This window comes from Thermopirellula anaerolimosa (assembly GCF_054657335.1).
Map to the genome: position 1 here is coordinate 981,484 of NZ_BAAHYX010000004.1, position 21,816 is coordinate 1,003,299.

A 21,816-nucleotide genomic window follows, 5' to 3' on the forward strand; every position below is an offset into this window, starting at 1 on the left:
CGTTCTTTCAGATTGCGGTTCTCTTACCGCACACAGCGGTCGATGCCGCCCTCAGCGCGGCGCTTCGCCCGATTCGATCAACCGCCGCTTTTGCCGGCCCACAGGCGAAACAGCCCTCGGCCGATCTTTTTTTCGCTCTCCGCTTCCTTCTCGCCGCAGAGCGCATCGGCCAGTTGCAGGATCGACTGCGTCACGGCGGAGCGAGGGGCCTGTTCCAAGAGAGGCACACCGTTATTGCGGGCCTCGCTACAGGCGCGATAGTCGTTGGGAATCTGCCAGAAGATTTCCCGACTGATGATCTCCTGCGCCTTCTTCAGTGTGATCTGGCCGTTCTCCATGCCCGACCGATTGACGATGATTTTCACCTTGTCCGACATGCCTTCCATGTTTTGGAAGGACATCATCAAGCGCACGACGTTCCGCAAGCACGGCAGGTCCAGTTGCGTGACCAACAGGACGTGATGCGCCATCTCCAGGGCCATCATATCGACCGGGGTGAAGGCCTTGGAAAGGTCGAGCACCAAGTGCGTAAACGTGGCCTTGAGCAAACCGATGACCCGTTGCAAGTCCTCGGCGCTGAGAAGCCCGACGTCTTCGAGTTGTACGGGTCGCGGCAGCAGGAACAGTCCCGATGCGTGCTTCGTCAATGACCGTTTCAGCAGCGAATAGTCCAATCGCGTGACGTTTTGGGCCACATCCACGATCGTGTAATCGGGAATCGTATCCAACAAAACGTCCGCGTCGCCCAGACACAAGTCCAGGTCCACCAAGGCGGCGGTATTCTTTTCGTTTCGGGCAAGGGCGCATCCCAGGTTCACGGCTAAGGTGGAGACGCCCACCCCGCCGGTCACGCCGACCATAGCAATGACTTGGGAGCCTCGCGTCTTGCTTTCGCCGCGTCCGTATTTTCGCTCGCTGATCCGCGCGATCGCCGTCAACAGGTCTTCGATGCGCACCGGTTGCGGCAGAAACTCCTTGGCCCCCGCCCGCATGGCTTGCAGAATGAGATTCCCATCCTTACTGGAACTGATCACGAAAACGGCGCAGTCGGGCGAATTCTGCGTGACGCGGGCGACCAAGTCCAGGGCCTTCTCGGGGTCTTGGTCAATGGCCACGACACCGATGTCGGGGTTGGTTTGGGCGACGACGTCGGCGAAAAACTCGTACCGCGAGCACTCGGCGTCCAACCAAATCATCTCCAATCCGAGGAGAAGGCGCTTCAGTTCCTCTCGGGTCGAATCTTGGGGATCGACGATCGCCAATCGAAGTACGTTACTCATGCGGTTCACCCAATTTCCATGGCGCGAGACCAGGCGGCACGCCCCTCGGGTAAACAGGGACGCTGCCCGCCGAACCATCCGTCCGCCCGGCGCGAAGCGCGGACCCCTCGCGCGGTCGCCCCGGACCGGGTGGAGGGTGGCACTCACGACCCGTTCTTCCGGTTTCTCTTGACAAGTATGGCTTACAAAAACCTCGCACGCAGCGGAAAGTGACGATGCTCGTCGATTCCAGGTCGTGACCCGGCGCCGGTCGCCGCGGAACCTCCCCTCGCAAGCGGTCGGTTCTCTCGCGGTACCCCTTGCCCCGTGGAATCGCGCTATTCGCCGTAACCGATCTTGCCCTTGAAACCGGGCAGCGGCTTGACGCCGCCCGCTTCCGTCTCGCCGGGCGGAAGAGGGGCCGCACTCGGGGCCGGCTTCGTTCCAGCGGCAGGTCGCGTCGCGACGGGTAGCTTGGAGGGCACGCGATTGAGCACCGGACCGCTGGGCGGAGCGGTCTGCAAGACCGGCGCGGGCGTCGGCGCGGCATCCTGCGAGGGCGGAAGCACCTCGATCATGCCCGCGTCCCCGGCGGTCCCGGCCGGGCAGCAGCGCTGCACTTCGATCAGACCGCCGAAATAGAGCTCGGAATCTGTTGGGCTGGACGTGCTCATGCCCGGTCCTCCCGGCGGGACCTCTTCCGGGTTCATGGCCGACACCAGCTCCGGCGTCACCAAGATCAACAGTTCCACGTCGTTGGTTTTCTCCACGACGCGTCGGAAGGGTACGCCGATATACGGCACATCCGAAATCCAGGGCAATCCGCGTCGCTGGGCCTCCACTCGCGTCTCCACCAAACCGGCGATGGCGAGCGTTTGGCCGGCCTTCATCTCCACACCCGTGTCCACCTCCCGAACCCGAAGCCCCGGCACGGTCGTGGAGTTGATGACCACCGACCGAGCCGTATCGATCTCGCTGACTCGCGGGCGGACCTCCAGGCGAATCTTGCCGTTGCCCAGCACGATGGGGACGAAATCGACCTGCGTGCCGTACTTCTTGTACTCGATCGAAACGGTTCCCAAGCTCTGCGGCACGATAATCGGGAACTCACCGCCCACTTGGAAAAACGCGGGACGACCGCTGACCGTTACTAGGGTAGGCTCGGCCAAGACCTTCATCAGATTGTCTTGACGCAAGGCCTCCAGCACCCCGAAGAAGGCGTCGCTGCCGTCGATGACGCTGAAAAAGAACGTTTCTGCGCCGGAGGTTACCGCCGAGGCCGACGTCCCCGCCACAGCGTCCGCTCCCGTAGCCCCGCTGATCAATCCCGAGACGCTGGAACGCACGATATTCTGCCCCGATATCTGCGTCCAATCGAAACCCAAAGCGCGAAGCTTGGTCCGCGAAACCTCCATCACCTTGACGTGCAGGAGCACTTCGTGGACGCCGCCCAAGGTGAGATTATTGATGACCCGAGGGTAGTACTCCTGCGCCAACTGCATGATGCGACTCACGTGCTCGGGTTGATCCACGTATCCCGACAGCATGACGCCGTTGGAAATGGGCACCACCCGAATACTACAATTCGGAAATTGGCTCTCGATCAAGAGGGACAACTCGCGAGCATCGCCGAAGACGATTACGTCGATGGAATAGATGGTCCCGGCTTCGTCCCACAGATTGACTTGCGTCACGCCGGGTTTCTTGGCGAAGATTTGGATCTGATTCGGCGACAAGGCCGTCAGTTGCAGAATCTCCGGGTTGTTGACCTGCGCCTGCGGGATTCGCTGATCCAAGGTCAGAATGCGACTGGTATTGACCGTCAATTCCTGCCGCTGGTTGGACTCCGTTATCTTGCAGACCACGGCGTTCGAACCGAGCGCAACGCCCGACGGCGCCCCCCCCGATCCGCCGCCCGACGGCGGCAGCGGCGCAACCTGCTGAGCAAAGCCCGTTTCCAGCGCGAGGACGACGCACCAAAGAAACGCGCAGAACCCGCTCCGGAGTTCCACATGCCGGAAGAGTTGGGAAAAGCTCCGCATCATCCGTGACCATCCTTGTGTTCGGGGAACGCGCCGCACCGAGCAAGGCCGGGTGACCGTTCCGAATTGTCGCGTCCGTTCGAGCGAGGCCTTCCGTGCCTCACCGACCATGCGCCTCGTGCGAAGTCCGTCGCACGACGCCCTTCGGGGTTGCCGTTCATGCCTCCGCGACGACGTCTTTACAACGACCGCGGACCGGCTTTCGGCAACCGATCGCCTCCCCCGGGTTCCTATCGCCGCAAGCCTTTCTCGGCTTGCCCGTTATACTTTCCACTCTCGCTATTGATTCCTGGGTTCGTCCGGTAACGGTTCCACGGGATCGCGTTGAGGTTCCGGCGCCGGAGGCAGTACGTCGCCGGGTATCAAACCGGTCGCCGAACCCGATGCGCCACCGCCCATGCCGGACGTGACCACTTTCCACCTCGCCGGCAAAGGAGTGCCCACCCCATCGTTCCGTTCCTCCTCCAAGATCACGTCGTTCACGTCGGATCCGGAAATAATCCGAACGGGCCACGTGTTGGCACCGGGACTCGTCTGGACCGGTGGTTGCGATTGCTGCATGGAATTCAAAAATTGCCCGAAGGCATCCGGTGCTTGCCCGTCGCGACCTGGAACCGTTTGACCGGGAACCGTCTCCTTGTCGGGATCCCCCTCGCTCGTCGCCAGACCCAGCAGTTGGGACGGTTCGACTCCTTTGGTTTCCGCCGACTCCACATCACCCAAACCGCGCATCACCAGACGAATTTGCCCCAACTCCGATGCGGCGGTTAATATCTCCGCCTGTTCCGGCGTCACCAACAACGACACCGTTTTGGGATTGAAGGCCTTCTGTTCGTCGTCCGTCAATTCGTACTTGTCGTCGATCGCAAAAACCTTGATGTTCTGCAAGATGGTGCGAGTGAAATTCTTCACGATGCCCCGGGCGGGGTTGGCGGCGAAGTGGACCACCACATCCACGCGGTCGCCGGGACGAATCATGGCCGAACTGCCGCTCACCGGATCCACCTTCACGGAAACCACGCGGTAGCCCTTGGGAATCCAGGGTGCCGCGCCCGCATCCACCGCGCCCTTGGCCAGCAAGTATCCGTCCAAGACCGGTGAGCCCTTGAATATCTTCGTCTTGGTGCGGCGATCCTCGATGCCCGACAAATCGAAGATCGCGCCCGCGGGAATTTTGCTCTTGGGCCATTCCTCCAATTTCACTTGCGTTTCCTTGATCGGCTCCCCCATCGGAATGTCTTCCATGGCCACCAAGATCGCCTGCGTCTCCTCCGTCGGGGCGGCGACGACGCGATCCCGGGTCGCAAGGACTTGCTGCACGCCGACGGCAGCCACCAGTCCGCAACCGATTGCCAGGGCCAGGAGAATCAAGGATTTCGTACGCATGGGTAAATTCCGGATCTCGGACTATCGACGATCGGGCGACGGCGTATCAACTTCCTTGTTCATCCGATGTTTACGCGATCCTTCACACTCAGTCCGGTCGTTGCCTCACGATGCCCGTCTTCTATTGAGCGGTCTCGCGCCGCATCGTGGTAACGGCGGACAACTGCACTCCACCTAAAAACATTGGCGTTGGAAGCCAACTTACTTGATTGAACGGCACACGAACCGTAACGGTCACGGGCTCGTCATAACCGGCTTGACTGGGAGGATCCGGCGTAACCGTCACAGTCGCGCTCCTCACCCCGCCGCCGGCCAAATAGGTCTCCACGGCTTCCATCACGTCGGCGGTCGTGGTCCCGTCGAGAACGGCGATGCGGGCACCCTCTCGGGATGCATTCGTAATGACCTGCTGGACCATCACCATCCGACCGATCTCGATCATGCCCAAAAGCAAAAGGAAAAAGAGCGGAGCCACCACGGCGAACTCGACGGCGGCTACACCCAACCGTTCTTTTCGGCAAGATCGATACACTTTCTCCAATCCTCCAACGCCATTTATTCGTGAAAGCCACGTATAGGCCGCAGCAACATCCCCATACGGCGGAGAGCCACCGGAATCTCGGCACCGTTTAGGGGCTATAAGCGGTTTGGGCAATTCAACAAGACTCATGGCACCACCTCGGTGAAAAGAGAATCCAGGCGCGGCGAAAAGTCACTCTTGGGCGCGTCGTATCACACGAACCGGGGTAAAGCCCGATGTGAGCCGTTTCGGCGGCGCATCTTTTCGCCGAGACTCCCGGATCAGATCGGAAGACCGACGCCGGGAAGCAGCATGCCTCGTAAGATGAAGTACCCGATCGTACCCATCGCGATCGGAATCCCGTAAGGGAGCAGCAGCATGCGAGGTTTCCGCTCGGCGGCGATGGCGGCCAGTTTTTCCGGATTTCGAACCACCAGGATTTCGGTGAGGATCGCGAAGAACTGATTCTTGTGATGTCTCCAGGCCCGGCGGTACAGGACCATGATGACGGCCAAGACGGCACCGACGATCACCGTGGCGACGAAGGCCCAGAAGGTATGGACCATGCCGACCCAGGCACCGACTCCGGCCAGCAGCTTGACGTCGCCGGCGCCCATCCCACCGATGGCATAGGCGGGAAAAAGCAGGCCCAGTCCGACGGCGGTCCCGGCCAAGCTCCAGCCAAGCCCTGCCCATCCACCCACCCATCCGCTGAACGCCCAGCCCGTCAGAATCATGGGAAAGGTCAACCAGTTCGGCACTTTGAGTTGGCGTCCATCGATCCACGCCGCCACGATCAAGGTCACACTGACCAGCCAGCAAACGACCCAAACGGGCCAAGGGCCTCCCGCTGCTTCCATCAATCGATCCAACATGATCTCCGCTCCCACGCGCTTTCCTGAAGTTGCTCGTTTGTGTCCTTTCCCCGATTCGCGGCGGCGCCGCGCGAGGGGTCGCATCACCGCCCGGTCCCCGTGTTCCAGACGCTTCGCCCACAAGACGCAACGTCATGGTCCGTCGCCGGGCCGACCTGGGGATCGCCCCCGGTTACCAACGGACCGTGAGGAGGAATTGCAGGGCTGCCGCCGCCACCGAGAGCGCCACAATCAAGGCCGGTACGGCTTGCAGCATCAAATCCGCTGATGTAGGCCAATCCATGGTTCGCATCCCTTCCCGATTCGCTCCGCCGGTCTTCGCGTCGATACTCCTCGAGAAAAGCATAGGTCAAAAAAACGCCCCTCGGAGAAAATGTCCATCTCCGAGGGGTTGTTCCCGCTTACACGCTAACCCGACCGGTTCGGTGGGGTGTCATGCCCGGCATCCCAAAGGATCAGCTCGGAGCGGCAGCGTTCACGGACTGCTGAATCGTGTCGAAGGTGTCGCGCGCGGCCGTTCCCAAGGAGCTGATGGCCGTCAGACAGACGATCACGATCAGGGCCAGCATGACGGCGTATTCCACCGCGGTGGGGCCGTCTTCCGAAACGAGGAAACGATGCAACTTCTGAGCAAGCAACCTCATACAGTTCCTCCAAGACAAGCGGGTCTTTGCCGACCGATTACCGCGGCGACAAGCCGCGATCGGCAGGGAAAAGTAGGGATCGGAGGGTACCCGCCGCCTCACGGCGACGCCGGCCTGCCTTGTACCTTCCGGACCCCGAACAAACCGAACGCTGGTGCCTCTTCCCCTAATGCCGCGATGCCCATCCGCTCGGGCCGACCGAGTCGGACGACGCCGCCGCACCGGCACGAAACCCGGTTGTCGGCAAGCGGAAGTCCGGGGTTTACACCCCGAACCGCGTCACCCTTTCGGCAGCCAGGCCGCCGCCCTCGCAAGCGAGTTCGGCCCTTGGCTTTGCGCCCCGGCCTTACGACCGGTTTGCCTTTTCGAGGATGAGGCGTGCAGGCCGTTCGCGGCGAGTGCGGACCGGCGACGCCGAAGCGTCCCGTTCACATCCCAACTCGCCAGACAGCCTTCAGGCCGTCATTCGGCTCGACCCTCCGGCTTCGATTTTTCTCATCGCCTTCGAGTCTCGCCTCTGTAATGAAAGCTAGGTCAAAAACGGCTCAAGTCAAATCGCGAACTTGAATCTTTTTTCGCGAACCGACCGCAAAAAGGCCGAAAAGAGGAGGACCCGTAACGATTGTGCCGTGGATGCGCGTAGCATCGGCGACGGCTAAGCGGCGCCCTATACTTGCAAAACGTGGATTCTCGTTCACCTGCATCGCACCCCGCCGTGCCCGCCCCCATTCGTTTTGGTTGATCGCAAGGCATCATCCGCCATGTTCGCCCGTTGGACCGATGACCCTCGCCGTTTGCCTCGCCGCAACTCGTGGAGCTCGCCGGTCCCAGGCAAGGCACGGGTCGATCGCGTCGCGACCGTCACGGCTACGGGGGCGTCGATCGCGATCTTATGCTTGATGGCTTTGCCCGCCCTTCGCGGAAACGTCTATACCCGAGACGACCTGGGCGCCTATCATTTGCCGTTGCGGTACTTCTATTCCCGGCAATTGGCCGCGGGCGAATCGTTCGACTGGCACCCGGGCCTCTTCGGCGGATTCTACCTGACCGGCGAAGGCCAACTGGGGTCATATCACCCGTGGCACATGGTGACGTACCGATTGCTGCCCCTGCCCGCGGCCTTCACGGTCGAACTGCTTTCCTCCTACGCGGTCTTGTGGGGCGGCATGTTCGTGCTCGTCTTGCGACTTGCCAAGGACCGCGCGGCCGCCGCTTGGGCAGCACTGATCTTCACCTTCGGAGGATTCTCGCTCCTGCGATTCGTCCATCCCAACGCCGTCGCCGTCATCTCGCACCTGCCTTGGTTGCTTTGGTGCGAGGATCGTCTGCTGGCGGAAGCCGCTCGCAGGACGCTGTCGAATGGATCACGCAACGGCAAGCAACTCACCGCAAGGCAGCGCCTGGCGTGGCCGTGGCTGGGATATGTCGCTCTCACAGGCTCGCAATGGCTGCTGGGTTATCCGCAATACGTGTGGTACTCCCTGCTTGCCGAAACCGCTTGGTTTATCGTCCGGTCTCTCGCCTTAGTCCGTGACCGCCGGTCTCGTCGCCGGCATGGAATTGGACGATTCTTGTCGGCTTCCGCTTCCCTTTTGTTTGTTGGAAAAGCCGGCGGACTGGCACTGGGGGCCGTTCAATTCCTTCCGACATGGGAGGCGCTTCACGATTCTGCGCGTTCCGCCCCAACTCCGGAGTTTCTTGCGACCGGCTCACTGCATCCCGTCAACTTGCTTCAGCTCGTCGCACCGTATCTTTTCCGCGATCGCGTCTTGGGAGGAAATACTCACGAGATGGGACTATACCTGGGCGCGGCGCCTCTGTGTTTGGCGCTGACGGCTTGGACAACCGCCACCCATCGACGACGAGAACGCATCATCCTGATCGCCTCCGCGGTCGGTGCCGTCCTCGCACTCCTGACGGCGTTCGGGCGGTACTCGCCGCTCTTCATCCTTCAACAATGGCTTCCCTTCCGCTGTCCCAGCCGTGCGGTCGTGCTGTTCCAATTGTGCGTCGTCATCGCGGCCGCATTCGGGTTTCGTAATCTGCTCCGCACCTCGCGGTCACCCGCCGAACCGCTTCGTGCTGCAAGTTCCGTTTTTTCGAGAACGGCTTTCGCCCTTGCGGCGGCAAGCATTTTCGCGGTCGTTCTCCCGTTTGCATCGCGATCGAGCGGTTTTCCTTGGGGAAACGGCGCAACCATAGCGGCGGGCATCGTGCTATTCTCAACGTCAGCCCTTGCGATCACGGCGACCGCACGCGGTCACCGAACCGCCTTGATCGGGCTGATCCTACTGACTGCCGTCGATTTGGCGAGCTACGGCCTCAGTTATGCCGTCTGGCGCGATGCCCGGCCCTTCGACGAGTGGCGATCGCTCGCGGCAACTCCGCCTCTGCACGACTCGCAGAATACCTACCGGTCAGGGCGCGTCGTATTCTTGCCGGATGCCGCGGTGCGTTCGCCGTCGCCGCTTCCCGCAATCGGCAACGAGTGCTTGGTCCGGGGCTTCCGCCGGATGGACGGCTATGCCGGGTTGCCGCCCCGCCGCGTGCTCGACATGCAAAGCCTCGCCGCACGGCGGATCGCCGAGGTAGGCTGGGTGGGGCGATTTGGCCCGTCGTCCATGGGCCAAGCAGCAGTGGTCTGGGAAAAATCTCCCGGTCCCCTGCCGCGGTTCCGCACGGTCGGCCAAGTGATCGCCTCCGCCGCGACGCCCGAGGTCATCGAGCGTACGGACTCCGCCGTCGCCGCCGTGGTCGAGAAGCCAATCAACGTATCGCCGGAAGCGACCGCCCGAATTCGTGTCATCACCGATCGGCCGGGTCGCATGCTGGTCGCGGTGCAAGCATCGGGGCCGGTGTTGCTCGTCATATCCGAGGCCTATCACCCGGGTTGGCACGCCGCCCACGACGGTCGCGCCGCCGAGGTCCTCCGCGTCAACGGAGATTTCATGGGTTGCGTGCTGCCGGAGGGGAGGCACCGCCTCACTTTGACGTTTCGTCCCTGGAGTTTGGTTTGGGGAGGGCGTGTGAGTCTGTGTGCGCTGACCGCCCTGGCGACCGCCTTTCTCGCGGCGGTTCGTCAGTCGGACGGTCGCAAGCGGGCGCACAAAAAGTTAGATTGAAAGCATCGTGGAACAAGGGCGACGCATCCCGGCGGCCTGAATTCGACCTTTCCCGTCACGAGGTTTCGGCATGACGCTTCTGTATTTCGATCCGGCCTTCCTGCTTCATCAAACGGGATCGCATCCCGAGAGCGCGGACCGGATTCGCGATATTCCGGATCGTTTGGAAGAGCAGGGTCTGTTGCAGCGGTGCGTGCGTCCGCAATGGAAGCCCGTCCCCCGCAACACGCTGCAACTCGTGCATTCTCCTCGCTACATCGACGAGGTCTGGTCGTTGGCCAAGGCGGGCGGCGGCGATTTGGACCACGACACGGTGTGCAGTCCCGACTCCTACGAGGTGGCCATCTTGGCCGTCGGCGCCGTATGCGATGCGGTTCGCCGCGTTGTTCAGGGCGAGGATCGCCGGGCCGCGTGCCTCGTCCGGCCGCCGGGACATCACGCCCTGCGAGATCGGGCCATGGGGTTCTGCATCTTCAACAACATCGCGGTGGGCGCTGCGACCGCGGTTTGGCAGTTGGGACTGGACCGCGTTTTGATCGTGGATTGGGACATCCATCACGGCAACGGCACCCAAGCAACCTTTTGGGAAGATCCGCGCGTGGCCTTCCTTTCGATCCATCGTTGGCCCTTTTACCCCGGCACGGGCGACGAGGACGAACAGGGCGAAGGAGCCGGCCTGGGCTACACGCGCAACGTCCCCGTCCGCTACGGGACCTCACGCACCGAGTATCTGCATCGACTGGGAGACGCCCTGGACGATTTCGCCGCCAAGGTCAAGCCTCAACTCATTCTCCTCAGCGCAGGCTTCGACACGCATCGACTCGATCCCGTGGGCAACCTGGGATTGGAGACGGAGGATTTCGGGCCTTTGACCCGCATCGTCTTGGACTTGGCCGAAACCCATTGCGGAGGGCGGTGCGTCAGCGTATTGGAAGGCGGCTACAACCGGCGGATCATGCCCGACTGTTTTGCGATCCACCTCGCCGAAATACTCGGCCCGAACGTTCCCCCACCTGACGCGCCGCCGAAAGGCGGGACCGAAGCGGGCGAGGGGTGACACCGCCGTCGTTCACTTGCCGTCCAACGTGATCGCCCCGTCCCAGTGCGGCGGCGGTCGCCGGTTGTGCCGGGCGATGTGCACGGTCAAGAAGTCCGCCGCCGGATCCGCTGCGGGCAGACGATGGAGCCATTCGAAGGCCTCCTCCCATTGGCCTTCCGCGAAGGCCTCCACGGCGGCGTCGGACCAACGGAGGTGCTCATCCTTCAACACCGAGTCGCCGCTCTCCGGCGGAAGTAATTCGCTCACGGTAACGCGCCGCTCCATGCCGTAGGGACGCACCACCGCCAGTTTTCGCGTCCTTGCCGCCGTCGGCGCCATGTGCCGGCGGACGTATTCCGCAGTCGCTTCATCGATCAGAATCGGAACGCGAAAGACCTTGGTGATGCCTTCCAGGCGGGAGGCCAGATTGACGGGCGGTCCGAAGACCGTGACCTTGGCATGGTCAGCGGTACCGATCTTGCCCGCCACCGCCGGACCGTGCGCAATACCGATGCCCACGCGGAATCCGGTCGCGGCGTCTTCCGCCGACGACGTCGCGGATTGGAACTCTTGCCGGATCGCCAAGGCCGCGCGGCAGGCCCGGGCAATCCCGTCCTCTTGCGGCAAGGGCCAACCCCAAAACCCCATCGCCGCATCGCCTTGAAAGTCTCCGATCACGCCGCCCTCGTTCAGGATGCAGCGCGTCATGACCTCCAGCGTCATGCTGACACGCCGCAGCAGTTGCAGCAGTTGCGCGGCGTTGCGTTCCGACTCCAAGCTGAACCCGCGGAGATCGCAAAACAGCACCGTCACGTCCACTTCGCGCGGTTGCAGCAATTCCTCGGGATCGCCTTCCGCCAAGCCCTCCAGCACCAGCGGCGAAAAGAACTGCGAGAGCACGGCGCGATGCCGTTGCAATTGACGCAGTTGCAAGAGAGAGGACGCCATGGAGGCCACCAGTTCCAAGAACTTGACGTCTTCGCGGAGGTCGCCGGCGCCGCTGGACGGGGGCGTGCCGTTGCTGCGAAGTCCGCCCGCCGCGTAGATCGCCCAATGCGGTACGCCTTCCAAAAAGATGGGCGTGCAGGCCGCCCAATCCACGTTTTGCCGCGCGGTATAGACGGAAAACTCCTCGGCACGGTAACTCGGCGTCGGTCCCCCTCGGGGATCGGGCGCGGCGACCGCCGAGCCTCCGCCGCGGTGCCGGAGCCAATCTCCCGACCACACGTGCAGCAGGCTCCGCCTCTTTTGCCAAGTCTGCAAGATCAGCCGCCGGCTGGGGCGAAAATCGCCGGCAGTCAGCAAACGCCGATCCCATTCCAGGACCCGGATGGCGGCCCCGGACCCGGCAGTGGACGCCTCCGCCCCGGGCGACTCCTCACCCCGCCTTCCGCCATCCTTTTCTTCCTCCACCCGCACCACGGCGGCAGCCTCCGCGTTCGGCATCCCGGCCAGAACCAGATTGACCAAGCGCCCGCACATCTCGCGCTCCGTCGCCGCCGACGACAAGGCCTGCGTCAGTCGCGACAGCACCTCCAAGCGATGATTCGGGTTGACGAAGGCGATTTGCCGCAAATGCTGCGGGGAGAATTCTTGTTGCTGCACCGGATCGGGGTGATCCGCCGTGATCCGCGCCTCTTGCCGCACCAGGGTGAACGAGGTCCGCCCGATGACGAAACACTCGCCCAAGGACACGGAGGCCGTTTCCACAGCCCGTCCGCGGAAAAACACGGGATTCCTGGCCGTGGGAACTTTGCGGACGTCGAGACGGTCGCCATCCAGAAGCAGTTCCGCATGGATGCGGGAGATGTGCGGGTCCCAGGCCGCCGACCACGAACCGGCTGCTCGCCCCAACATCACGGGCACACCGGCGGGAAGGGGCTTTCGCCAGCGGTCTTCCGGGTTCTCGCCTTGCGCGATCAGATGGATGGCGGAGGGTTCAGCCATGTCCCAAGACCTCCTGATGACGCGCCGGCGGACGGACCGTTGTCGTTGGTGCGGTGACGCAGGTCACGAGTCCTCCCTCATCGCGTTTTCCCAATCGTGCGTGCTCTCCACCGTGCGACGCGTCGGCGTCCAATCACCTCGGTCTCGAAGCGGATTTCGCGGGAGCACTTCCCATTCCCAGTTATCGTTGGGAACGGGCGAGACCTCGCGGAGCAATCGCAGGGCCAAGGTCCACAGCCCAAGCAGAATCACCATCACCATGCCCGCCGCAATCAGGCCGAACTGGAAGAGCTTCGTCCGCATCTCTTGCAGGGGACGCGCCAGGGCCGATTCGTAGTCCTCCTGAACCAACACCAACCACCCCGTCGCCTCGGCAACGTCGCTCCCGGCCCGTTTCACCGTGACCGCGGCTTGCTGCGCCAGATAGCGCCGCGCATAGGCCGCTCCCAGCGGATCTTCGGACAACGGATCGTGGAAATCGACGGCGGCGGCGGGAGGGGACGTGCTGCCGTCGAACACCGGCGGAAGCTCCTCCTGCGAGATGCGATAATCCTTGAACCGATCGGGGAGACGCCCTTCGCGCTGCAAAATCTCATCGAACAAAGGATGCTGCAAGATCATCCCCCAATAATCACCCGGTCGCATTTCCACCAATACGGGAAATTGCGAGGGGTTCCCCTGCAACTCCACAAAGCGCGTCACGCGAACGGTGAGAGCCAACACGCCCAGGAATTCCCCCGTGCCGGGATCTCGGACCGGCGTCGCCACCGCGGTGATCCACAAGTTGCTGGCATCGCTGCGGAACACCGCGGAGAGTGTCGTTTCGTGCAAATGCAGATCGGGAGTGCCCGGCCGCCAAAGCCGATCTTGATCGCGATCCCACCCGGTGAAAAAGCTCCGCCAAGCGTAGTTGCGGCCGATGGTTCGAGACTGCGGTACGCGCGTGACCGAAATACCCCGCGCATCGCAAAAGAACCAACTCGCCACGTCATCGCTCGGCCGTTCCCCCTCGCCGTCGGTCGGCGGACTCATCCAGCGAGGCAACAGGGCTTCGAACTCGTGCTGGAATCGCCGCCGCGCCGGATGCTCGCGGAATCGCTCCTGAAGCTCTTCCAGTTCCGATTCATCGGCTGCGGGCCGGTTCAAGGAATCCAAAAGAGGCCGAACTTCCTGGTCCTGAACGAAGTCGCGCACCGCCTGCAAGAAACGGGGATGAACCGCCAACTGTTCCACCGCGTCGAAGCGTCGCCGCAACTCCTTGCCCGCCAAGTCGGCCACGTACTCGGCCATCAACCGGTTGTTTTGCAGGGCGCGCACCGTCAGATTCCGTTCGGAGCGCGCGACGGCGGTCGAAAACCCTCGCCACGCGAACACGGCGAACACGCATAACAACAGGATCGGGCCGAGGAAGCCCAGCACAAGCAGCGGACGCCGCGTCTTTTGCAAAGACCAGGCGTCCAGCGCCGCCAACACCGCGGAAACGCTGGGATATCGCTGTTTGGGATCGGGATTCAAACACCGCTCGACAATGGTCGCCAGGCCGCGATCCACGCCGGGAATCGCGCGGTGTTGCGTCGGCACCCCCGATTCCACGATCCATTTTCGGTAGGCCGCCAGGCGTTCCTCCAGATCGGTAATCCGCTCGATCCGCTCGGCCGATTCGTCGTCCCGATGAGGCGGTTTGCCCGTCAACATGCAGTACAAAAGGCCGCCCAAGCCGTAGATGTCCCAGCGTGCATCGGGCACGGAATGCAGGTCGGCCTGCTCCGGCGCCATGTAGAAGAGGGTCCCGAGGGCGGGCAATTGCTCGTGTGACAATCGGGACTGGCCGAAGTCTCCCAGTCTCGGTTTGCCGTCCTGGTCTAACAGCACGTTGGCCGGTTTGAGGTCGCAGTGCAACACCCCTTTGTTGTGCGCATGGAGCAGCCCGATCGCCACGTCGCGGAACACCCGGACCGCCTCGCCGGGCGGCAGCGGCCCTCCCGCCAATCGGTCGGCGAGTGAACCCTGCTCCATGAACTCCATGATGTAATACGGCGGATCGGAGTCCCAACCGACGGCAATCAGTTGCACGATGTAGCGGTCGGCCGATAGGAAGACCAGTTTCTCCACCTCGCGCGACAAGAGCGACCAGTCCAACCCGCCGCGATGGGCGTAGAACTTGACGGCTACGCGACGGCCCGTGTTCCGGTCCACGGCCACCCAGACCTCGCCGTAGGCCCCCATGCCCAGCAAACGCTCGATATCGTAGCCCGGCACGTCGGCGGGAGGGCGACGACGCTGCAAGCTCATCTCTTGCGAGATGCGCCTGGCCGTACCGTCCTGGGGAATTGTCGGTTCGTCGATCATCAAGACGGACCCAAGGTGCTCTATCCGACTTTTGCGCCGCGGTTTCGTGCGAAACGGTCTCCCGGTCGGTCCGCGCGGACCCATCATCGCAAGTATATCAAGTTTGCCGAAAATCCGCCTCGAAGCGACTCGGTCGCGGCACCACATCGCCCAAGCAATTGCCCTCCGCGAGCTACACTTTGCGCAGCGAGGCACTGCGCACCCCTTTTTTTGAACGCCCCACCTTGGGCCGCGATATACCGATGCACGAATCCACGTCAACCTCGGCACCGAATCGACCGCGTACCCCGTTGCGGTGCGTGCAAGCGACCATCGCTCTCGGATCGATCCTTGTGATCGCCCTCGCCGTTCGCTGGGCCGGCCAAGACAGGCGACCCACCGTTACCGAGACCCGCTCCTCAATGGTGACAGGCGACACGGCCCGGCCCTCTGGGGAACACCCCTCCTACGATCTCGCGCTATACGAGGCGGAGGTCCGCCGCATGCGAGCGGGAGAGTCCTACTACGACGCGGCGGCAGACGAGCTTCCGAGGCGGGGCTATCCCGCCAAGAGCGTCTTCAATTGGCGGCAACCCCTATTGTCGGCCCTGATCGCCGCCCTGCCCCGCCCCGACGACGCCAGGCTGCTGCTGGGCGTGCTGGGCGCAGTGATCCTGCTTCTGGGCTTCGGCGAGGTTCGACGGAATCCCGAGTTCTCGCCCGCCGCCTGGATCTGGGTCGTGCTGACGGCTCTCTCCTTGATTCCCGGCATCATGCCGAGGCTGTACTATTCCTCCGAGCTCTGGGCGGGGAATCTGATCTTGCTATCCCTGCTCTTGGCGTCGTCGGGCCGAGGCGTTCCGGCGGCAATCGTGGGCATTGCCGCCGTGTTTGTTCGGGAACTCGCCGTGCCTTACTGTCTTACGGCGCTCGCCGTCGCCTGGATGCGCGGACGGCGGCGCGAGTTCGTCGCCTGGTCAGTCGGGCTATTCCTTTGGGCAATCTACTTCGCCTGGCACGCGACGCAAGTCATCCACCACATCCCGCCCCAGGCCGTCGCTTCCCGCGGTTGGCTGTGCGGCGGCGGAATCGACTTCGTCCTATCGACGGCCCGGATGCACTTTCTTCTCGTCCTGCTTCCGCGCTGGTTCACCGTGCTCTATTTCGGCTTGGCGACCTTGGGATTCGTGGGATGCAAGAGCGAATTGGGGCAGCGTGGGGCGGCGACTTACGCGGCCTACGTCGCCTTCTTCGCCCTGGTGGGGCAACCCTTCAATCAATATTGGGGGCAGATTTGGGCGCCTCTTTTGTGCCTGGGTGTCGCGCGATCGTTCGCCGCCGCGCGGCGATTCGGCGGCACCCTGCTCTCCCAGATGCTGCACGTTCCCGAATTCTTGCGACGGTTTCGGAAGACGAGGCGATCCGTTTCACCGGGAATGTGATGCCGAAGCGGCGGGCGCAGGCCGAGTATCGCCACTTCAACCCCGCGATTGCGGCAAAAAGCCTTCCCGCGGAACGTCCCGCCGCTCCGCCGGAAGGCTTAATGAGATCGATCGAATCGACCTGGGCTTTTTCTAAAACGCATGCCCCAACGACCATCCGCGCTCAGGCCGGCGCGGACGCGGTCGCGGGGAGCGATTCCAAACCTAGAAGCCGCCCGTATTCGTCTCGCCGCCCTCCCGAGTGGAAAGGGCGCGGTAAATCACGATGTCGATGGTATTGCTAATGAATCGCACACTGCCGTCGCCGAAGGCGAAATTGCCTCCGCCGGGATGGAAACTGCCGAACGCACCGTTATTGCGACCGGATCCGATGCCGCCGCCACCCGCCGGATAGGTGATACCCTCACCGACCGGAGTGTTCAGCGGGTTATCGGTAGTTCGCAGGGAGTCGGTGTGTCGCCCGGCAATCCACCAGCGGTTCGTTCCCTCGGCGGTATGCGACTTGATCACCTCTCCGAAGAAGATGGTGGAGCTTAGACCGTCCAAGCAGTCCGAAAACTTCATGGAGCGGATGTACATGAACATGCCCGTGTTCCCGGCCTTCACCGCTCCGCTGATACCGTTGCTGGGGCCGATGGAACCGGAGCAAAGGGCGTAGCACCCGGTCGAATACTCGGGCGTACCCGTACGGAACGGCTCATCCGTCGAACTGGGGCAAACGAATACGGAAGGTCGCGTACGAAAGACCTGCTGATAGTTGGGAATGGTATTCAACCAACCCGAGGTGGACGGCCCAAGGCCGCATCCCGCCGGTAGAATCGCTCCCATTTGGAAACCGTTCAAGGAATCGTAGAGGTTCTTTTCTTCCATGTACGGAAGCAACATGACGAAGCCCGACGTCCCCTGCCGCTGGTAATCGTACTTGATGTTCGCACCGCTGGTAGGCGCCAAACCGTAGTAGTCGGAGCAGTCGGAGCCCATTCGTCCAGGCGGAATGGACTTCACCACGTTCTCGTAGTTGGCCGTCGCCAATGCGATCTGCTTCAGATTGTTCGTGCATTGGCTGCGGCGTGCCGCCTCACGGGCGGCCTGAACGGCGGGCAGCAACAAGGCGATCAAAATACCGATGATGGCAATGACCACCAACAACTCGACCAGCGTGAAGCCGATACGCGATCGGCTCGCCGGCGTTCCACGACAAGATTCCTTCAACACCATGGCTCAACCTCCTAAAGACGGGAAACAATCAGAGACGACGTCGATTCACGAAAATCATTGCGAGGAAAAGGGGACGCCCCTCCGTTCCGCTCAAAAGATGTTCGGATCATTGGACTCGGGCGCAATCCGCCCGGTCGGTACGTTGGCCAACGGGCCGGTCAGTTCGATCGTCAGTGAATCCGTCGGCTTGTCCACGGTCACCGTCAAATCGGTTGTTTGTGGATCCGCATACTTCTCAGGGATCAAGGACACGCTCTCGGTTCCGACCATGGCGCGCATGGTAACGGTGACGCGATGCGTACCCACCGGGCAACCGTCCTCTTTTTCGAATGTAGTCAGAGTGAATTTGCCGGTCTGCGGATCGATCGTTCCAGTGGCGGGTCGCGTGCCTTCCGGAATCACCTGAATGAAGCCGGGCACCCCGGTCGCCAGCGGCTTGCCGTCGATCAAGACCTGGCCGGATACCTTGACCAGCTTCGGCCCGCCTTTGCCGCACCCCGGCACGACAGGCACGACCAAGGCCACCAAGACCAGGCACACCGGCAGCCTCCAACCCATGCGCTTCGAACGCGACATCCCTTTTTACCTCCCGATTGCAATGCCTTCAGCCCCGAATCAACACATCCGCTTTGTTAACGCCAGAATGCGCAAAAAGTTTCGACGGGGTTTTTCGGCTCTCAACACCACCAAAACCAGCACTGATGGATGCTCAAGCTGGGACGGCAACGTCGCGTGTCAAGACGTGCAGCCCGCACTCCGCGCCGCCAAAATCCGAAGGACCATGGCATCGCCCATTTTCCAGAGGGACGGGGTGGGTTATACTTACCCAATACTTTTCGGCTAAGTCGGTTTGTACCGGATAGCCTCTCGTCAACCTCTTAACGATAATGAAGCTGCAAGTGTATTGCAAGGATTTTGTCTTGCCCAGCATAGCATCGGACGCTCGCCGATCGAGGATTTATGAGTAGTCAGACGCCCCTTCAACGAGAGATTCCCTACACCGCCCAGCGGTCACGAAAAGGCAGCATTACGGGCGTCAAAGTCGTGGGGCTGGGTAGCTGCGTTCCGGAGCAACGAGTTCGCAATGAGGATTTGGCGGCCCTCGGTTACGACGCCGATTGGATCGTGAAGCGAACGGGCGTACTGGAACGCCGGCACGCCCCGCCCGGCGTGGCGACCAGTGATCTGGCCGCAGAGGCGGGACGACGGTGCATGGCGCGGGCAGGGGTGGATCCCGCCGACGTCGACTTGATCCTGCTGGGCACGTACACGCCGGACTACACCATGCCCGCCGCGGCGGCGCTGGTGCAAGACAAATTGCAGCTTTGCGCCCCCGCCATGGACATCCAGGCGGCGTGCACGAGCTTTATGTATGCGCTGATCACGGGGATGCAATACGTGGCCGCGGGCGGCGCCAAATTGCCCCTGGTCATCGGTGCCGACTGCAATTCCCGCGTCTGCAACCCCGCCGACGTCAAGACGTTCCCCATCTTCGGAGACGGCGCCGGAGCAGTCTTATTGGCGCCCGGCGACTCCGATCAAGGCTTGATCGCCTTCAGTTACGGCAGCGACGGATCGGGATGCGATTTGCTTTACCGGCAAGGCGGTTCCTTTCGCGATCCCGGTTCCGCCGAGGCCCTCAACGGCTATCCGTTCCTATTCATGGATGGGCGACCCGTCTTCAAGTGGGCCATCCGCATGCTCCGCCAAACCGTCCACGACGTTCTGGAGGCGGCCGGAGCCACCCTCGCCGACATCAACCTCGTCGTCTTTCACCAGGCCAACATCCGTATCATCCACGCCGCCGCCGACGACATCGGCATTCCTCGCGATAAGCTGTACAACAACCTGGATCGCTACGGGAACACGTCGTCCGGCAGCATCCCACTGTGCTTGGACGAGGCCGATCGGGAAGGCCGCCTCCAACGCGGTGATCTCGTCCTGCTGAGCGGTTTCGGAGGCGGACTATCCTGGGCCACGGGCATCTTCCGCTGGTAGGCGCCGGACCGAACGCTACCCCTCCTCCCGGCGACGCCCCACCCTCCCGGCATGCCGATTGCCGCCGCAAAGACTACCGGTGCAAAGGTTCGCCCGACTCGCCGCAGCGACGAGACTTCGAATTAGGCGAGTCATCCAGCCTCAATTCGGCGGCGGAGATGGGGGAGCGACGGAAGATTCCGACGTGACGTCGGTGAAGTAGACGGGCGAATACGGTCGCAGCAAGCGAGGTCGGGTCGGCCGAACGGGCTTGCGGAGAGGAACTCCGGCACGCTCCTGACGCTGGGCCTCCAAGATGTTCGCCTGGGTGATGCGGGGATGCTTGGCCTTCAAGCTCGCCAAAATTTCCTCGGTGCTTCGCTTGGGATCGCTTCGCATCAACTTCCTCGCGGCAGAAACCCAACGGCGACGGACGTACGATTCCCAAATCCGCCGGTATTCTTCCTTCCGCCGCGTATTCTCCTGAACCAAGGCCGCGAACGGTTCACGACACGCCAGCAGCACGTAATCGGCCGCGAGCACCCAGTCGACGTACGGCAACCGCGAGGGCGGGGGTAAGGCCGCTTCCGCCGACGCCGCCTCCAGCAGAGGCAGCGCGTCACTTTTCTCGTCGTTTTCCGGGCCGGCATCGGGCGATGCGACGGCCTGACGCAATTCCGCAGCAATGCGAACCCGCGCCAACGCGGAATCGCCGTTGCACGCCAAATAGACTTCCCGACCGCGTTCCCGCCAGCGGCGATACGACTCGTACGACTGGGCTATCCAGCGCAAAACCGCCGCAGTGGGATCGGACGACCGGACGGATGCGGATTTCCTTGGGTTCATGGATTCGCTCTCGCCGGGCCGGGACATTCCCGACATCGAGGCACACGAGGGACGCCGACCGGCATCACCGGAAAGGCTCCCCGCCGCGAACTCGGACGGTTTCCGTTTGCTTCCGGACCCTCCCCCAACCGCGACGGCCCGTGCCGAATTCTAACTCTTGCGGTGAAGATAAAAGAACGTGCCGACCCCCGCCGCAGTCCCCACGATGACGGATACCACGATCATGCCGAAGACTTTCCCCGGATCACTCGCTCCCCAAAGGACCATCTGCACCAGCATGGTAAAGATTACCGCCATGTTGAACGCCAAGATTCCGAACTGTATGGCTTGGCGAGTCGCGGCGGCAGGGTCCTGCGATTGTTGCGACGGAGACGCGGCCTTGGCGGCACGTTGAGCCTGGACCGACGCCTTGACGTCGGCGGCGTGCTGCGCCTGGGAATAGTAGCGCGTCACCGCCGCATTGATGCTTGCAGGCGTCGTCAACAGCGTCCGTACGGGCACGCCGAATCGCAGACGGAGTTGCTCCTCCACGTCGGGATTGATCGGGAACGGCGACGCCACCAAAACCTGGCTGTCGTCGATCATGACCGGTATGACCGAGTTTTGCCGGGCGAAAACGGCGGGAACCTGCTTGATGAGCGCTTCATCGACGGCGGTTTCCTCGAGGTCGATGTAGGGCAACCCCTCCGATTCGGCATAGGCCTGGATCACGACGTCCGGCGGGGCTAGTTTCTGCTGCACGACGGCGTCGCGAATCTCCAGTCCCACGGCCTTGGCGAAACGTCGTGCCCGTTCCAAATCCTCGGGCGTCAGCACCTTTTCGGCGAGAAGGATTTCCTCCAGAGTACGGCGGCGTCCCTCGCCCACGTCCTTGCGGCCCAAAACGGCGTCGTATTCGCGTTTCCGCTGGGCGTCGGTCAGGCAGAGCATGGCCTTGGCCAGCTCATTCAACAATTCCTGCGACTCGAACGCGTAGTCGCCCGAGGCGTACTTGCGGACATGGGCGTTGAGCTTACGGTACTGCGACCGGATTTTGCCGACGTCGTCCTCGAACAGTTTCAGCCCGAGCAAACGATAGTAGTTCACCGGGCGTTCGGCTTCCTCGATCCCCAACCACTCTCGATAGACGTCGATCGGCTTCTTGGCCATGCCGGTATTCCCTTCCATCTGT

General features: G+C 62.5%; 16 protein-coding genes and 1 riboswitch. Of the genes, 4 read left to right on the forward strand and 12 right to left on the reverse strand.

Annotated elements, in window-relative coordinates; translation table 11 throughout:
- Positions 1-77: 77 nt before the first annotated feature.
- From ACYQ6J_RS04270 to ACYQ6J_RS04295, 6 genes are all read right to left on the reverse strand, one after another.
- Positions 78-1,280, reverse strand: coding sequence for a CpaE/TadZ family protein (locus ACYQ6J_RS04270; protein ID WP_460182955.1), 1,203 nt, complete (start codon positions 1,278-1,280; stop codon positions 78-80).
- A 317-nt stretch (positions 1,281-1,597) separates the two neighbouring features.
- Positions 1,598-3,304 carry a type II and III secretion system protein family protein gene (locus ACYQ6J_RS04275; protein WP_460182956.1) on the reverse strand — a complete coding sequence of 569 codons (1,707 nt, stop codon included), beginning with the start codon at positions 3,302-3,304 and terminating at the stop codon, positions 1,598-1,600.
- A gap of 276 nt (positions 3,305-3,580) precedes the next feature.
- Positions 3,581-4,687 carry a Flp pilus assembly protein CpaB gene (gene cpaB, locus ACYQ6J_RS04280; RefSeq protein WP_460182957.1) on the reverse strand — a complete coding sequence of 369 codons (1,107 nt, stop codon included), beginning with the start codon at positions 4,685-4,687 and terminating at the stop codon, positions 3,581-3,583.
- Between the two features lie 121 nt (positions 4,688-4,808).
- Positions 4,809-5,219: a TadE/TadG family type IV pilus assembly protein gene (locus ACYQ6J_RS04285; protein ID WP_460182958.1), complete on the reverse strand. Its 411-nt coding sequence runs from the start codon at positions 5,217-5,219 to the stop codon at positions 4,809-4,811.
- Between the two features lie 269 nt (positions 5,220-5,488).
- Positions 5,489-6,082: an A24 family peptidase gene (locus ACYQ6J_RS04290; protein ID WP_460182959.1), complete on the reverse strand. Its 594-nt coding sequence runs from the start codon at positions 6,080-6,082 to the stop codon at positions 5,489-5,491.
- 455 nt (positions 6,083-6,537) lie between these two features.
- On the reverse strand, positions 6,538-6,726 hold the full coding sequence (locus tag ACYQ6J_RS04295; protein WP_460182960.1) for a Flp family type IVb pilin: 189 nt from the start codon (positions 6,724-6,726) through the stop codon (positions 6,538-6,540).
- Positions 6,727-7,012: 286 nt separating this feature from the next.
- Positions 7,013-7,098: riboswitch (cyclic di-GMP riboswitch) on the reverse strand.
- Between the two features lie 389 nt (positions 7,099-7,487).
- Between ACYQ6J_RS04295 and ACYQ6J_RS04300 the strand changes: the two genes are divergently transcribed.
- The gene (locus tag ACYQ6J_RS04300) at positions 7,488-9,848 is read left to right on the forward strand and encodes a YfhO family protein (RefSeq protein WP_460182961.1); all 2,361 of its coding nucleotides are present in this window, start codon (positions 7,488-7,490) and stop codon (positions 9,846-9,848) included.
- A gap of 70 nt (positions 9,849-9,918) precedes the next feature.
- On the forward strand, positions 9,919-10,905 hold the full coding sequence (locus tag ACYQ6J_RS04305) for a histone deacetylase family protein (RefSeq protein ID WP_460182962.1): 987 nt from the start codon (positions 9,919-9,921) through the stop codon (positions 10,903-10,905).
- Positions 10,906-10,917: 12 nt separating this feature from the next.
- On the opposite strand, the gene ACYQ6J_RS04310 is transcribed toward ACYQ6J_RS04305, so the two are convergent.
- Both ACYQ6J_RS04310 and ACYQ6J_RS04315 read right to left on the reverse strand, forming a co-directional pair.
- Positions 10,918-12,834 carry an adenylate/guanylate cyclase domain-containing protein gene (locus tag ACYQ6J_RS04310; RefSeq protein WP_460182963.1) on the reverse strand — a complete coding sequence of 639 codons (1,917 nt, stop codon included), beginning with the start codon at positions 12,832-12,834 and terminating at the stop codon, positions 10,918-10,920.
- A gap of 63 nt (positions 12,835-12,897) precedes the next feature.
- The gene (locus ACYQ6J_RS04315) at positions 12,898-15,183 is read right to left on the reverse strand and encodes a serine/threonine protein kinase (protein WP_460182964.1); all 2,286 of its coding nucleotides are present in this window, start codon (positions 15,181-15,183) and stop codon (positions 12,898-12,900) included.
- Between the two features lie 482 nt (positions 15,184-15,665).
- On the opposite strand from ACYQ6J_RS04315, the gene ACYQ6J_RS04320 reads away from it, so the two are divergent.
- Complete coding sequence (locus ACYQ6J_RS04320) at positions 15,666-16,604, forward strand: hypothetical protein (protein ID WP_460182965.1); 939 nt, start codon at positions 15,666-15,668, stop codon at positions 16,602-16,604.
- A gap of 204 nt (positions 16,605-16,808) precedes the next feature.
- On the opposite strand, the gene ACYQ6J_RS04325 is transcribed toward ACYQ6J_RS04320, so the two are convergent.
- Both ACYQ6J_RS04325 and ACYQ6J_RS04330 read right to left on the reverse strand, forming a co-directional pair.
- A complete protein-coding gene (locus ACYQ6J_RS04325; RefSeq protein WP_460182966.1) occupies positions 16,809-17,822 on the reverse strand; it encodes a DUF1559 domain-containing protein in 1,014 nt (337 codons plus the stop codon).
- Positions 17,823-17,912: 90 nt separating this feature from the next.
- Positions 17,913-18,398 (reverse strand): hypothetical protein, encoded by a 486-nt coding sequence (locus ACYQ6J_RS04330; RefSeq protein ID WP_460182967.1) that lies wholly within the window; start codon positions 18,396-18,398, stop codon positions 17,913-17,915.
- A 384-nt stretch (positions 18,399-18,782) separates the two neighbouring features.
- Between ACYQ6J_RS04330 and ACYQ6J_RS04335 the strand changes: the two genes are divergently transcribed.
- Positions 18,783-19,820 (forward strand): 3-oxoacyl-ACP synthase III family protein, encoded by a 1,038-nt coding sequence (locus ACYQ6J_RS04335; protein ID WP_460182968.1) that lies wholly within the window; start codon positions 18,783-18,785, stop codon positions 19,818-19,820.
- Between the two features lie 141 nt (positions 19,821-19,961).
- On the opposite strand, the gene ACYQ6J_RS04340 is transcribed toward ACYQ6J_RS04335, so the two are convergent.
- Together ACYQ6J_RS04340 and ACYQ6J_RS04345 are read right to left on the reverse strand one after the other, a co-directional pair.
- Positions 19,962-20,645, reverse strand: coding sequence for a hypothetical protein (locus ACYQ6J_RS04340; RefSeq protein WP_460182969.1), 684 nt, complete (start codon positions 20,643-20,645; stop codon positions 19,962-19,964).
- 150 nt (positions 20,646-20,795) lie between these two features.
- Positions 20,796-21,794: a GspE/PulE/PilB domain-containing protein gene (locus tag ACYQ6J_RS04345; protein WP_460182970.1), complete on the reverse strand. Its 999-nt coding sequence runs from the start codon at positions 21,792-21,794 to the stop codon at positions 20,796-20,798.
- Positions 21,795-21,816 lie beyond the last annotated feature (22 nt).

Coding starts and splice junctions, on each gene's coding strand:
- ACYQ6J_RS04325 (WP_460182966.1), bottom strand. CDS start 17,822: ATGGTGTTGAAGGAATCTTGTCGTGGAACGCCGGCGAGCCGATCGCGT.
- ACYQ6J_RS04310 (WP_460182963.1), bottom strand. CDS start 12,834: ATGGCTGAACCCTCCGCCATCCATCTGATCGCGCAAGGCGAGAACCCG.
- ACYQ6J_RS04315 (WP_460182964.1), bottom strand. CDS start 15,183: ATGATCGACGAACCGACAATTCCCCAGGACGGTACGGCCAGGCGCATC.
- ACYQ6J_RS04305 (WP_460182962.1), top strand. CDS start 9,919: ATGACGCTTCTGTATTTCGATCCGGCCTTCCTGCTTCATCAAACGGGA.
- ACYQ6J_RS04270 (WP_460182955.1), bottom strand. CDS start 1,280: ATGAGTAACGTACTTCGATTGGCGATCGTCGATCCCCAAGATTCGACC.
- ACYQ6J_RS04290 (WP_460182959.1), bottom strand. CDS start 6,082: ATGTTGGATCGATTGATGGAAGCAGCGGGAGGCCCTTGGCCCGTTTGG.
- ACYQ6J_RS04320 (WP_460182965.1), top strand. CDS start 15,666: ATGCGAGCGGGAGAGTCCTACTACGACGCGGCGGCAGACGAGCTTCCG.
- ACYQ6J_RS04345 (WP_460182970.1), bottom strand. CDS start 21,794: ATGGCCAAGAAGCCGATCGACGTCTATCGAGAGTGGTTGGGGATCGAG.
- ACYQ6J_RS04295 (WP_460182960.1), bottom strand. CDS start 6,726: ATGAGGTTGCTTGCTCAGAAGTTGCATCGTTTCCTCGTTTCGGAAGAC.
- ACYQ6J_RS04330 (WP_460182967.1), bottom strand. CDS start 18,398: ATGTCGCGTTCGAAGCGCATGGGTTGGAGGCTGCCGGTGTGCCTGGTC.
- ACYQ6J_RS04340 (WP_460182969.1), bottom strand. CDS start 20,645: ATGAACCCAAGGAAATCCGCATCCGTCCGGTCGTCCGATCCCACTGCG.
- ACYQ6J_RS04275 (WP_460182956.1), bottom strand. CDS start 3,304: ATGATGCGGAGCTTTTCCCAACTCTTCCGGCATGTGGAACTCCGGAGC.
- ACYQ6J_RS04335 (WP_460182968.1), top strand. CDS start 18,783: ATGAGTAGTCAGACGCCCCTTCAACGAGAGATTCCCTACACCGCCCAG.
- cpaB (WP_460182957.1), bottom strand. CDS start 4,687: ATGCGTACGAAATCCTTGATTCTCCTGGCCCTGGCAATCGGTTGCGGA.
- ACYQ6J_RS04300 (WP_460182961.1), top strand. CDS start 7,488: ATGTTCGCCCGTTGGACCGATGACCCTCGCCGTTTGCCTCGCCGCAAC.